General features: G+C 40.6%; 14 protein-coding genes. 10 read left to right on the top strand and 4 right to left on the bottom strand.

Annotated features, from left to right (window positions below; all coding sequences use genetic code 11):
- Positions 1 to 164 precede the first annotated feature (164 nt).
- The 3 genes from K8F54_RS08070 to K8F54_RS08060 all read left to right on the top strand — a co-directional run bounded on the left by K8F54_RS08070 (position 165) and on the right by K8F54_RS08060 (position 3,365).
- Complete coding sequence (locus K8F54_RS08070) at positions 165 to 1,127, top strand: tetratricopeptide repeat protein (protein WP_290789290.1); 963 nt, start codon at positions 165 to 167, stop codon at positions 1,125 to 1,127.
- 152 nt (positions 1,128 to 1,279) lie between these two features.
- Positions 1,280 to 2,635: a Mur ligase family protein gene (locus tag K8F54_RS08065; RefSeq protein WP_290789288.1), complete on the top strand. Its 1,356-nt coding sequence runs from the start codon at positions 1,280 to 1,282 to the stop codon at positions 2,633 to 2,635.
- A gap of 91 nt (positions 2,636 to 2,726) precedes the next feature.
- A complete protein-coding gene (locus tag K8F54_RS08060) occupies positions 2,727 to 3,365 on the top strand; it encodes a hypothetical protein (RefSeq protein WP_290789286.1) in 639 nt (212 codons plus the stop codon).
- Between the two features lies 1 nt (position 3,366).
- Here the strand turns inward: K8F54_RS08060 and K8F54_RS08055 are convergent, their stop codons facing one another.
- Both K8F54_RS08055 and K8F54_RS08050 read right to left on the bottom strand, forming a co-directional pair.
- On the bottom strand, positions 3,367 to 3,963 hold the full coding sequence (locus K8F54_RS08055) for an FMN-binding negative transcriptional regulator (protein ID WP_290789285.1): 597 nt from the start codon (positions 3,961 to 3,963) through the stop codon (positions 3,367 to 3,369).
- Between the two features lie 19 nt (positions 3,964 to 3,982).
- On the bottom strand, positions 3,983 to 4,426 hold the full coding sequence (locus K8F54_RS08050) for a DUF1569 domain-containing protein (RefSeq protein ID WP_290789283.1): 444 nt from the start codon (positions 4,424 to 4,426) through the stop codon (positions 3,983 to 3,985).
- Between the two features lie 127 nt (positions 4,427 to 4,553).
- Between K8F54_RS08050 and radC the strand changes: the two genes are divergently transcribed.
- The 6 genes from radC to K8F54_RS08020 are packed head-to-tail and all read left to right on the top strand — an operon-like array spanning position 4,554 to position 10,059.
- Positions 4,554 to 5,252, top strand: a complete 699-nt coding sequence (gene radC, locus K8F54_RS08045) for a DNA repair protein RadC (RefSeq protein WP_290789281.1) — start codon at positions 4,554 to 4,556, stop codon at positions 5,250 to 5,252.
- A 6-nt stretch (positions 5,253 to 5,258) separates the two neighbouring features.
- Positions 5,259 to 6,551, top strand: coding sequence for a hypothetical protein (locus K8F54_RS08040; RefSeq protein WP_290789279.1), 1,293 nt, complete (start codon positions 5,259 to 5,261; stop codon positions 6,549 to 6,551).
- Positions 6,544 to 7,233, top strand: coding sequence for a YjjG family noncanonical pyrimidine nucleotidase (locus K8F54_RS08035; RefSeq protein ID WP_290789277.1), 690 nt, complete (start codon positions 6,544 to 6,546; stop codon positions 7,231 to 7,233). The genes K8F54_RS08040 and K8F54_RS08035 overlap by 8 nt, the downstream gene beginning before the upstream one ends.
- Before the next feature lie 51 nt (positions 7,234 to 7,284).
- Entirely contained in the window at positions 7,285 to 7,830 is a 546-nt protein-coding gene (locus K8F54_RS08030) for a hypothetical protein (RefSeq protein ID WP_290789275.1), read from the top strand.
- A 4-nt stretch (positions 7,831 to 7,834) separates the two neighbouring features.
- Positions 7,835 to 9,250, top strand: coding sequence for a DUF5723 family protein (locus K8F54_RS08025; RefSeq protein WP_290789273.1), 1,416 nt, complete (start codon positions 7,835 to 7,837; stop codon positions 9,248 to 9,250).
- Positions 9,247 to 10,059 carry a hypothetical protein gene (locus tag K8F54_RS08020; protein ID WP_290789271.1) on the top strand — a complete coding sequence of 271 codons (813 nt, stop codon included), beginning with the start codon at positions 9,247 to 9,249 and terminating at the stop codon, positions 10,057 to 10,059. Before K8F54_RS08025 ends, K8F54_RS08020 begins: the two co-directional genes overlap by 4 nt.
- On the opposite strand, the gene K8F54_RS08015 is transcribed toward K8F54_RS08020, so the two are convergent.
- Both K8F54_RS08015 and K8F54_RS08010 read right to left on the bottom strand, forming a co-directional pair.
- Positions 10,056 to 11,333: a replication-associated recombination protein A gene (locus K8F54_RS08015; protein WP_290789269.1), complete on the bottom strand. Its 1,278-nt coding sequence runs from the start codon at positions 11,331 to 11,333 to the stop codon at positions 10,056 to 10,058. The two genes, K8F54_RS08020 and K8F54_RS08015, sit on opposite strands and share 4 nt — an antisense overlap.
- 73 nt (positions 11,334 to 11,406) lie before the next feature.
- On the bottom strand, positions 11,407 to 12,339 hold the full coding sequence (locus K8F54_RS08010) for a T9SS type A sorting domain-containing protein (RefSeq protein ID WP_290789267.1): 933 nt from the start codon (positions 12,337 to 12,339) through the stop codon (positions 11,407 to 11,409).
- Between the two features lie 132 nt (positions 12,340 to 12,471).
- Here K8F54_RS08010 and K8F54_RS08005 point away from each other — a divergent pair.
- The coding region (locus K8F54_RS08005; protein WP_290789264.1) for a rhomboid family intramembrane serine protease at positions 12,472 to 13,068 on the top strand (597 nt) is incomplete at its 3' end.

Genomic DNA, 13,068 nt, shown 5'->3' with positions numbered 1-13,068 from the left:
GGTGAATTCAAGGAAAAAGCAAGTCCGACGCAACGGGAAACCTATTATTTCAACGTGCTGGAAAAAGCATTAAAAAAGTATCCGCCCAGAAGCAAGTAATGTAGCTTCGGTATTTTTACTAAACCCTAAACCCTAAACCCTAAACCCTAAACGCCAACTATTTCATGAATTCGCTTCCATTCAAATGTCTCTTTTTATTGGTTTCGGCAATTTGTATTGCTCAAAACGATTTTCAGCAGGCGGAGCATTATTTTCTTCAGGAAAAATTCAGCGAAGCTAAACCACTGTTTGAAGCCTATTTGGACGAACATCCCAAACATAGGAAGTCTCGCGAGTATTTGGGAGACATAGCCGGACATCAAAAAAACTGGGACACCGCAATCGATTACTTCGAAGCTTTGGTCGAAGAAGAGGAGAACAATGCCAACTATCATTTTAAATACGGTGCAGTTTTGGGTATGAAAGCTCTGGAAATTAGCCCTATAAGAGCGCTGACCTATATAGGCGATATTAAATATCATTTTGAACAAGCAACCACATTAGACCCCAATCATATCGAAGCACGTTGGGCACTGGTGGAGTTTTATATTCAATTGCCGGGTATCGTTGGAGGAAGTGAAAAGAAAGCGATTAAATATGCAAACGAACTCCACAAAATATCTCCGGTCGATGGTTACCTGGCCAATGGATACATCGCCGAATACAGCAAGCGTCCCGACGATGCGGAGCGCTTCTATAAAAAGGCCATTGAGGTGGGAGGTTCGCCACATACCTACGAAAAACTAGCCAATCATTACGAAAAACACAATAAACCAAAGGAAGCTATAGTCACAGCCTCGAAGTCGTTGCAGATTCATAAAAGGAATCGGCTGAATTACCAGATAGGCAAGATCGCTGCGCAGTACAATCTGGATGCCGAGCTAGGTATTCATTGCCTTCAGGCCTATATAAAAAATCATTCGGCCAAGGACGGAGTTCCCAAAGACTGGGCATACTACCGTCTGGCACAGATCTACAAGAATCAGGGCCAAAAAGCTACAGCCTTGCAATGGATCAACAAGGCACTGCACGATCGTCCCAACTTTAAAGAAGCTATCAAAGAAAAGCAAGTCATTCAATCCCTTTAATTTTTATGGCAATTACCCCATCAGCGATAAACGCTTTGGGGTACCGGGCTATTGGCTGTAGTTTTGCGTTGCAAAAGCTACTTGCCGCTATCCCTATTGCAGGGGAAAAACCATATCTTTACACTTCATAAAAAACTAAACTTAATTACTAAATGCGCGTACATTTTATAGCCATTGGAGGAAGCGCTATGCATAACCTTGCCATGGCCTTACACGATAAAGGAGATCAAGTCAGCGGTAGTGATGACGAAATTTTCAACCCATCCAAAAGCCGACTTGAATCTCGGGGGTTACTTCCTCAGGAATACGGGTGGTTTCCCGATAAGATTACCAATAACCTCGATGCGGTTATTTTGGGGATGCACGCCAAGGCCGATAATCCCGAACTCCTCAAGGCAAAGGAATTAGGACTCACTATTTACAGCTACCCCGAATTTCTCTACGAGCAATCTAAAAACAAGACACGGGTTGTCATAGGAGGTTCTCATGGAAAAACTACCATCACCTCAATGATCCTTCATGTCATGCATTATCACAATAAGGAAGTAGATTATATGGTAGGCGCCCAATTGGAGGGTTTCGATGTGATGGTGAAGTTGACCAACCACAACGATTTTATCGTTTTGGAAGGGGATGAATATCTGTCTTCCCCCATTGACCGAAGACCTAAATTTCATCTCTATAAACCCAATATAGCATTGCTAAGTGGAATTGCCTGGGATCATATAAATGTGTTCCCAACCTACGAAGGGTATGTAGCACAATTCGATATTTTTTTGAATGAGATAACCAATGGTGGCGCAATAATTTATAACGAAGAAGACCCCGAAGTAAAGCGCGTCGTCGAATCATCCCACAGTTTAATAAAGAAATATCCATACCGTACACCCGAATATAGCGTTGAGGATGGCGTGACATTGTTGAAAACACCGGAGGGCCCCATGCCCATTGAAGTATTTGGTAAGCACAATTTAAACAATCTGGAGGGAGCACGTTGGATTTGCCAACTCATGGGCGTTGATGCCGACGATTTCTACGAAGCCATTGCAACGTTCAAAGGAGCCAGTAAACGACTGGAAAAAATTGCCGAGACCAACACGGCCATTGCGTATAAAGATTTTGCACATTCTCCCAGCAAGGTAAAAGCAACCACCGAAGCCCTTAAAAATCAATACCCGGATAGAAAATTAATTGCCTGTTTAGAATTACATACCTACAGCAGCCTCAACCCCGAATTTCTACAAGAATATCGCGGAGCCTTGGATGCAGCCGATAGTGCCGTGGTGTTCTATTCGCCCCATGCCGTTATGATAAAAAAATTAGAAGAAATAAAAGGCGAGCAGATCGATGCAGCCTTTGGACGACAGGATCTAATGGTTTTTACCAATCCGGCCGACTTTAAAACCTATCTTTTTACCCAGGACTTCAAAAACACCTCACTACTGCTAATGAGCAGTGGGAATTACGGAGGTTTGGATTTTGATGAGGTAAAGAAGTATATCAAATAAATATACTAAGTCGTTATATCAAACGTTTTATAAAGACTAACCACATGCCTATATATACAATTACTTAGTAAATAACCAATTCTTAGAAAGTATGTATAGATTCTCTTTTTTTACGATTGCCTTAACATTGTTACTTACTTCATGTAGCAAAAGTGATGAACCAGGAAACTTACAAGAACAACAAGAGGCCAATTTCTACGCCTTAAAAGTTGGGAATTCTTGGAGTTATAGCTACTTTACTATTGACCACAATGGCGACCTGCAGAATATCGGAGTCGAAGAAGATGTAGAAATTGTTGCGGAAACAGTAATAGACAACGAAACGTATTTCACAGTTCAAACTACTACAGTAGGAAGTTGCACGGTTTGTGATGATGAAGGTGTTACCGTTAAGAAGGTTAAAGATTCTTTGGGTTATTTGGTCACCCTAGAAGGAGATATATTATTCTCTAATGATAATACAAATAGCTATCTAATACACGAGAATCCTTGGGGTGATGTCTATGGAGTATTAAGTGCTGATCTTGTAGAAGTTGTGGTAGAAGCAGGGGTATTTACCGCTGTGCGCAACGAGGTATATGCCATCGATCCCAATACGGGTGACCCTTTTATAGGTAAAGATGACAATCTCTATGCGGATGGAATAGGCCTTGTGAAGCGCAATTACCACGGTGTGTCTAGTGGTCAGCTTATTTTAGAACGACACCTAATAGCATATCAAATAAATTAGCTTATTTATAAATTCTATCGATAAATCCGGTCACCAAACTACCGGATTTTTTTATAAGCGCTTGTTTTGCATTCTCAAAGTCTTGTGGATTCTTATCCTGAGATAATTTAAATTTACCTTCCCAGTTGGTAATGGTAATATCGAAGGCTTGAATATAATGAATCATTCGATCCATTCGTATATCGTCTTTTTCGAGGACAAACTTATGATCCGGTTTCTCCAAAAAATGGGTCATGGAGATCATGGTTTCTTTGGCCGCTTCAGCTTCGTTGATAAGGTGTATGGTTCCGGTGATATGAACAATAATATAGTTCCAGGTAGGTAGTTGTTTTGTGGTATAGACACTAGGCGAAATATACGTATCTGGACCCTTGAACACCACAGTCACTTCGGCACCATCTGTTAGTGTTTCTACCTGTGGATTTTGTTTATCAATATGTGCTACCAACTTCCCCGTAGTTTCGTTGTAAATAATAGGAATATGTGTGACCAGCGGTTTTCCGTTGCGAACCGTTAACAACATACCCAATGGATACTGCTTAATAACAGCAATCATCTTTTGAAAGTCATCAGACTGATGATATGGAGGTGGATACATTTTTCTTGATTTTTTTATGCTATACCCCAAATTGCCGCAGGTGATGGTCCAAATGCTTATACTGCATTTGCCCCCACTGTAGTCTCGTAAAGTGGCCAAACGCCGGATGTGGCTTCCAATCGGTGCGATCCTTTTGGGCTTCAAATTCATCTAAGAGTTTTACCAAATCAAGCCGCTCTTTTTCAAAATTCCTCGCTTCGGTTTCTTTTAGGAATTTAGCCGTAGGCAGGTTCTTCCGCCATGGTTTATCGTTATAAAGTAATTTTTTAAAGAAAAGCTTCGCCATCCAATTGGGCTTCATGCCATAGTCGTTTTTTTCGAGCATGATATTAAAAGGACCTTGGCAATGATGCAGCATTTGCCCATGGGTCATCTTTCCCCATTGTTTTTCTGAAGCTTCAGAAAGATTGTCGATACGAGTTTTTATTTCTGAAAAGGCTTCAGCATCAAAAAGTGATTTCATAGCGATCTAGTTTAATTCTTTGTCAAGTTACAAACAAAAGTTTAGTTTTTTTATCTTTATACTTTCCTTAGCAATAATTCTTTCAGACAGCCTAAGGTTGAACTCCCTCCATTTAAATTTTGAAAAGATGAACTATAAAACCACATCGTTTTCTATAAAAAATTGGAGCGAGGACGATCGACCCAGAGAGAAATTGCTTCAAAAAGGACGCATTGCCTTAAGCGATGCCGAACTCATCGCCATTTTGATTGGATCCGGCAACCGTGAAGAAAGTGCCGTAGCTGTGAGTCAGCGAATCTTAGCTTCGGTTAAAAACAACTTGAGTCAATTAGGTAAACAAAGTATTAATGATCTCATGCAATTTAAAGGAATAGGGGAGGCTAAGGCGCTTGCAATTACCGCAGCCTTGGAATTGGGAAGAAGGCGTAGATCTGGCGAAGCGCTCGAACTTCAGAAGATAACATCAAGTAGTTCGGTTTTCGAACTCATGCAGCCACTCATTGGAGAGTTGTCTCACGAAGAGTTCTGGATTGTTTATCTAAATAATTCAAATAAAATACTACAGACCGCGCAATTGAGCAAAGGAGGAATTACCGGAACCCTGGTAGATGTTCGTTTGGCATTTAAGAATGCGCTTCAATTGGGAGCCGTTGCAGTTATTTTGGCACACAATCACCCTTCGGGCACGCTAACACCAAGTCAGGCAGACAAAGAGCTTACCAAAAAGCTAAAAAGGGCAGGGGAGAGTCTCAACATAAAAGTATTGGACCATCTTATAATTACTGAAAAAGCGTATTTTAGCTTCGCAGACGAAAATCTTCTTTAGGAGCCTATGCTTTTAGTATACACCCAAAAAATAACGCCGAGAATTACCTATATTTTCAAGCATATTTGTACGCGAATATTGGGGGTTGAGGTGAGGTTTATTTCGGTGATTGAAGAGCTAATTTCGTTTGAAGGTGCGAAGCTTTCCTACGGCAAGCAGCCTTTGGGAAATGAACTTTTTATACAAAGTTACGGGCTGTTAACGCAACAAGGTTTCGAAAGTGAACATGTTGTGGTGAAAGACTGGCAAGACACCAAATGTTTTTTTGCCGTTTCCGAGAAAAGCAGTTTGCCATTCGATATTTTTTCGGCAGGTTTTTATCTCTTGAGTCGGTATGAAGAATACTTGCCACACGTAAAAGATGCGATGGGAAGATTTCCTGCGATAGAAAGTATTGGCTATAAATCTGGTTTTTTACATCAACCCGTAGTCGATATTTGGGCCTATAAGTTTAAAGTGCTATTGAAGCAGACGTTTCCAGATTTCGTGTTTCCAGATAAAACACTTAGCGTACATTCGGTCGTCGAGGCAAGTCAACCCTATGCATATAAGCAACGAGGGGTGTTGAGAACCCTTGTTGGATACACCAAAGATCTTTTAAAGTTTAAGTTGAAGCGAATGGTGAACCGAACAGCCGTGCTATTTGGGGTGCGGTATGATCCATTCGATACCTTCGAATGGATCATCCAAACAGCAGGAAAAAGCGATAATATGCTCACGGTATTTTTTATGCTGGGCGAATCGTTAGTATTTGAGGAGAGTTTAAATACCCGTCGGCAAAAATTCAAACTACTCGTAAAATATATAGCCGACTACAAACAGGTGGGTCTGGTATTTTCGTTTGATGCGCTTTCGGACTATGAGCGTTTGAAAAAAGAAAAAAAGCGTTTAGAAGAAATTACCAATCGCGATTTGAACAACTCCTTAAATGCACAGTATTTGGTAAACCTACCCGATACGTACCGGTATTTGGTTGAGTTGGAAGTTGCCAAAGACTTTACGATGGTTTATGAGGATACACCCGGTTTTAGAGCAGGAACCTGTACTCCTTTTTTATTTTACGATTTGGACTACGAGATTAAAACCCCGCTAATTGTGCATCCTATTACGATGACTACTTCGGCGTTTAAAAATAAGTATGCCTCCGATATAACAAAAACAGTTGAAAATTTATGGACAGCGGTACAGGCAGTGAACGGAACATTTTCCATCGCTTTTACCAATAGAAACTTCACGCCGGTTCCATCCAATGAAATTTGGCGGTCCATATTTTCAGAAAAACTTCATCCCCATGAGTAAACTTAGCATCAATCATGTTTTCTTTGACCTGGACCATACCTTATGGGACTTTGACCGTAACTCGAAGTTGGCCTTTCAACGGGTGTTTATAAAACACAATATCGATATGGATATAGCCGATTTTATCAAGGTATATGAGCCAATAAATTTTCACTACTGGAAGTTGTATAGAGAAGAACGCGTGACCAAAGAAGAACTGAGAAGAGGAAGACTTGTCGATTCGTTCAATGCATTTAAAATTGGATTTTCCATGGACCATATCGATGCGTTAGCCGAAACCTATATTGATGAGCTGCCAATCGATAATCATTTGTTTGAAGGCACCGAGGAAGTGTTGGATTATTTATCGGAAAAGTATTTGCTTCATATTATCACCAATGGATTTCACGAAGTGCAGAATCTAAAGCTGAAGAATAGCGGAATTTTAACTTATTTTAAAACGGTAACCACTTCCGAAGAGGTAGGGTTAAAGAAGCCCAATCCTGTTATATTTAAAACAGCCATGGAAAAGGCAATCGCACAACCTCAAAACAGTATTATGATTGGCGATACCTTTGAAGCCGATATTTTAGGAGCCGAAGCAGTGGGTATGGAAACACTCTTCTATAACTATCGAAAGGATGAAGTGCCTTCAAAATATAGGGTGGTAAACAACCTGACTGAGATTAAAAAACACCTGTAGTGATAATATTTGCGCACCTTATTGCGTTAATAAAACTTAGAACCCCCAATCATGAAAAAAAACCTAACAATACCCTTTGTGGTGGTTTTTATAAGCCTATTGTTTTTCTCCTGTATTAAAGACACCGATTTTGATCAGGCAGATGATATTGCGGTGACCCCCGTAATCGAATTGAATTTAATCCATTTTAACGTGACCGGTGGCGATTTTTTCGATACCATTACTTCTACTCCTATTCTAACCTTACGGGATACCACTGAGATTCGATTTTTGGATGATCAAGAAATTCAGGAGAGTTTAAAAAGAGCCGAATTCTATTTTAAATTTACCAATAGCATTCCTAGAGATTTTTTAGTGAATTTTCAGTTTTTAAGCGAAGCAAATGACACCACCTACGAAACACAGGCCAATGTTATCACGGGGAGTACACAGGCTCCCGTTATTACCGAATTTGTGGAAAATGTAGAAGGCGATGCCATTTTGCAACTCACGCAAGCCTCAAAAGTTGTGGTGTCTGTGACCATTCCCTCTTCCAGTGCCGAACTGGAGGGAGCCCTTAACTTACAATCTAAAACCACCTACTACCTGGAATTTTAATACCATGCGAAATCTACTATTATGTATTATTACCCTCTGGGGTAGCTCAACTATTGCTCAAAACAAGCAATTGATCTATGGTGTAGAAGAAATTCCACAATCCCTGCTGCTAAATCCGGGCGCCATGGTGCCCCAAAAGATGCATATTGGGATTCCTTTTTTATCACAGCTTCATCTTAACCTGGGATCTTCGGGCGTTTCGGCCTACGATATTTTTGGGGAATCCAATGTCGATATTAATACGCGTATCCGAAATAAGATCTTTGAAATGAAAAGCACCGATTTCTTCACGGCCACACAACAATTAGACCTTATCAATTTCGGATGGCGAACCAAGAGTGAACTATATCTATCGGGAGGTATATATCAGGAATTCGACTTTATTTTTTATTTCCCACGTGATCTGGCTATTTTAGGCTGGGAAGGGAATGCAGACTACCTCGATTACGAGTTCGATTTGGGCGAGCTAAGCACCACAGGAGATCTACTGACTGTCTATCATTTCGGGCTAAATAAACAACTCTCCAATAAGCTTACCGTTGGAGTGCGAGCAAAATTATATTCAAGTATGTTTAGCTATCGAAGTACAAAGAACAGCGGGACCTTTGTCACGCGTTTTGGGGAAGGCACCTCAAATATCTACGAGCATATCGTACAAGAGGCCGATGTAAAAGTAGAAACGTCGGGTTATGCATCACTTCGCGAGCTGGACGGGGCGGGTCAAGTAACCAGTGAGGTTTTAGGCAGAGCTTTTTTTGGAGGAAATTTTGGAGTAGGAGTCGATCTTGGTGCTACCTACGATATTTCCAATAAATTAACGGCCAGTGCTAGTCTTTTGGATGTTGGAACTATTTTTCATTCGAAGGATGTTGAGACCTATCATGCAACAGGCACCTATACGCTCGATGGGATCGAACTTATTTTTCCACCATTGAGTGACGGACAATCTACCTTTCCGTATTACGATGATCTAGAGGACGAAATCGAGCGTGAAATTCCCATAGACACACTAAACAATTCATATTCGCAAATGCGCCCCATGAAAGTAAATGCCGGGCTCGCATATAAATTTGGTAAGGCGGTAGGAGGGAGTGGAGAGTGTAACTGCAGGAATATGGGTGGTGGGATCGACAGAAATCAATCGGCCGGTTTGCAACTGTACAGTATTTTTAGACCTAAGTCACCGCAAATGGCGGCCACCTTGTTTTACTATAGAAGGATTACCGATTATTTTACGGCCAAAGCCACCTATACCGTAGATTCCTATTCCTATTCCAATGTAGGGCTGGGAGTGACTGCCGATATTGGAAAATTCAATTTTTACTTGGCTGCCGATAATCTCCTGCGATATGGAAACTTGGCAAAAGCAAAAAGTGTATCTTTACAGTTGGGTTTTAATTTAAAATTTGACGAAGAGTGAAAAAGTTTTGTATCGCAGTTTTCCTTTTTTTTAGTGTTTTTACGGAAGGGTTTTCTCAAACCAATTTAAACGAATACAGTTATGTGATTGTTCCCGAACAGTTTGAGTTTTTAAACCAAAAGGACAAGTACCAATTGAATTCCATTATGGAATTTTTATTCAACAAGCATGGCTTTCATGCCTTTTTTAATTCAGAAGCCCCTAATAGCAAGCGTTGCGACGGATTATATGCAGATTTGGAACGAGGCAGGGCCATTTTAAGAACCAAATTAACCATCCTGCTTAAAAACTGTGATGGGGAAGTTGTGTATCGCAGTCCGGATGGTGTGAGTAAGTTTAAAGAGTTTAAAAAGGCCTATCAGGATGCGCTGCGAAGGGCGTTTAAAGGTATTGAGGCGTTGAACGTTCAGCAAAAGGAGATTACCTATTTCGATGCTGTGGTGGGTTCAGAAACTAAAGAAAAAACAGTTCCTGCAACAACTACAGTTGCGACTCAGGTTGTTAAACCCGACAATATGACAACAAAAGTATCGGTAACTTCTAAACTACCCGATGCCAAATTCTCCAGTTATACATTCGAGGGGAACTCCTATTTGCTTCGAAAAACTACCGAGGGATATTCGTTATACCAAGAAACTACATCAACAGCCGATGGGTTATTGCTTGTTGGTAAGGTGGATGTTGTGAATGCGGATAAGTTGTTTTTTACAGATACGTCAGAAAGGGTTTTTAAGGCCTCGTTCGATACCGAACAAAATTTGAGCCTTCAAAAAGGGGACGAAGTAATGGTATACAAAAGAGTTCGCTAAAAATCGTATTTGTCTTTCCAGAGTTGTTTCAGGTAGGTCTTTAGGTTGTTCTCCTTTGGGTTCTGCCCGGGCTTGTAGAAGGTGGTGCCTTTTATTTCTTCCGGAAGAAATTCATGAGCTACAAAATTGCCCTCGTAATTATGTGCATATTCGTATTCCTTTCCATACCCTAATTCCTTCATCAATTTGGTAGGAGCATTTCGTATAGAGAGAGGTACCGACAAATCTCCTGTTTGCCGTACGAGTTGTTGCGCCTCCTTTATCGCTACATACGATGCGTTACTCTTAGGCGAAGTCGCCAAATAAACGGCGCACTGACTCAAGATAATACGCGCTTCAGGATAACCAATGGTTGTGACTGCTTGAAAGGTACTATTGGCCAAAACTAAGGCGGTTGGGTTTGCAATTCCAATATCTTCAGAAGCAAGGATTAATAATCGTCTCGCAATAAATTTTACATCTTCTCCACCTTCAATCATTCTTGCCAACCAATATACAGCCGCATTTGGATCGCTTCCACGAATCGATTTTATAAAGGCCGAAATAATATCGTAATGCTGCTCTCCGGTTTTGTCGTACAGGACGGTGTTTTTTTGCACCTTTTGTTGTACCATCGCATTTGTGATGGTTACGGTTTCTTTTTGTTCTGAAAGAATAACCAATTCCAGTATGTTCAATAGTTTTCTGGCATCTCCGCCCGAAAGACGTAAAATAGCCTCTGTTTCCTGTAGTTTTATCCTTTTCTGACTGAGAATACTGTCTATTTTGATTGCACGCTTTAAAAGGGCTTCTAAATCGGTTTTGCTGAAAGCTTTCAGCACATAGACCTGACAGCGCGATAATAAAGCAGGAATAACTTCAAAACTTGGGTTTTCGGTCGTAGCTCCAATAAGCGTGATCCATCCTTTTTCGACAGCTCCTAGAAGCGAGTCTTGCTGCGATTTGCTAAAACGATGAATCTCATCGATAAACAGGATAGGATTTTTTGTAGAAAACAAGGTGTCACTTTTTTTGGCACGCTCAATGACTTCACGTACCGCGGCCACACCACTATCTACAGCACTCAGGGTATAAAAGGGTCTGCCCGATTCGTTTGCTATGATATTCGCAAGGGTGGTTTTACCGGTACCGGGCGGACCCCAAAAAATCATGGACGAAATAAGTCCGGAACCGAGTTGGGAGCTGAGCGCGCCTTCAGGGCCTACCAGATGCTGCTGACTTAAATAGTCGTTTAATGTGGTGGGGCGAATACGTTCTGCAAGAGGTGCGCTCATAGGAGCATAAAATTACACTTTTTTCGCGCGATTTTATAAAAGGAGTGCAGGAAGTGTTCTTAAAATTATAGGGTTATTGTTTAATAATTTTTACAATTTCTTCAGAAGTACCCATGCTGACTTTTACAAAATAAATACCACTAGCGTAGTGAGACATATCAATGGAAGTAGCTGTAGTGTTATTTTCAGTACTAAATAGCTGTTGTCCGGTGATAGTAAAGATTCGGATAGCAGAAATAGTATTGTTGGCGCTAAGTTTCAAAATATGGTGTACCGGATTGGGGGAAGCAGTAAATTCAGATTGATTTGTTTCATTAGTATTTAAAATAAGACACGGGCTATCCGAAAAACAAAAGTCATCCACATAGTAGTGGTTGTTTGGTGAAATTGAAAAGAATTCAATACCTCCTAAGCCGAGAGGATAAGTCCCAGTATCATCTGTATAGGGTGTGCCGGCAGGGACTATTAGATTAGAATCAATACCTGCTTCCCAAGTTGCATTCTGTATCCCTGCAGAAATATCCCAATACATAATTATTGAAAACCATTGATCATGCGGAAATGTAAAATTAATGTCCCCAAGTGCGGTATTGTAGATTGTACCTACTCCAGGATTTGTGTTATTTTCGTTAAAGAGAATATGGTTGGCCTGCCAATCGGAGGCACATATTGGAACACATTCTAATGTTTTGATGTAAGCTTCTTTATTGCTAGGTATATACATAAAAAAGGAGATCGACCAAGTCCCAAAAATTTTATTTCCAAGATCTAGAACAGCATCGGTAGTTGTATCGCCCGGAATATAGCCTGATAATAGTCCAGTTCGAGCTTGTTCCGAAGTTGACATGATGGCACAACCAGCACCTCCACCACAGCCCCAATCCGTCCAATGTCCACCGGAAATGGGTTGCCCATCAGTATAGCTTTCCATATCGTCTGTAAATTGGGCGATCATAGGAGCAGTACAGAGTACGAACAATACAAATAGACTATAGAAGTATTTCATATCGAATTGATTTTGTGCATCTTAAAGTTACTATTTTATTTTAATAATTACTAATCCTAGGTCTTTGAATCTTTGTGTCTGCCAATTTATCATACTTTTACATTTGGGAGTACTTTTTGAAAGGAAAGCAATATGTCAAGAAACACTGATTTATATTTTTCAACCGAAGTGATTGGATATCCTTTGGTATTTGTCATGTTGATGTGGCTGGTTTTTTGGGCAGAGATCCGATTTAACCTGAATTTAAATTATTTGGGAATTCTTCCTCAAAAAGTGGAGGGGCTGCGAGGTATTTTGTTCGGACCCTTTCTCCATGGCAGTTTAAAGCACCTTTTTAATAATTCGGTGCCTATGTTGGTTTTAATGTCAGCTTTATTTTACTTCTACCGAAGTATTCGCTGGAAGGTCTTATTATGGGGCATACTTGTTACTGGATTGTTAACCTGGCTCATTGGTAGACCTGCCTTACACATTGGGGCAAGTGGGGTGGTGTATCTTTTGGCAGCTTTTTTATGTTTTAAAGGTATCTTTTCGAAACAATACCAATTAACAGCTTTGGCTTTTGTGGTGGTATTCCTCTACGGAAGTTTGTTGTGGTATGTATTTCCTATCGACCCGGAAATATCATGGGAGGGACATTTGTCAGGCTTTGGTGTTGGTGTAGTATTTGCCTTGCTGTTTCGCTCTAATCCAATTGAAAACAAGAAATACGCCTGGGAACAAGAAGAT

Origin of the sequence: Altibacter sp., from assembly GCF_019913785.1 — a bacterium.
Lineage (GTDB): Bacteria > Bacteroidota > Bacteroidia > Flavobacteriales > Flavobacteriaceae > Altibacter.
This window is presented reverse-complemented; position numbering and strand designations above follow the sequence as displayed.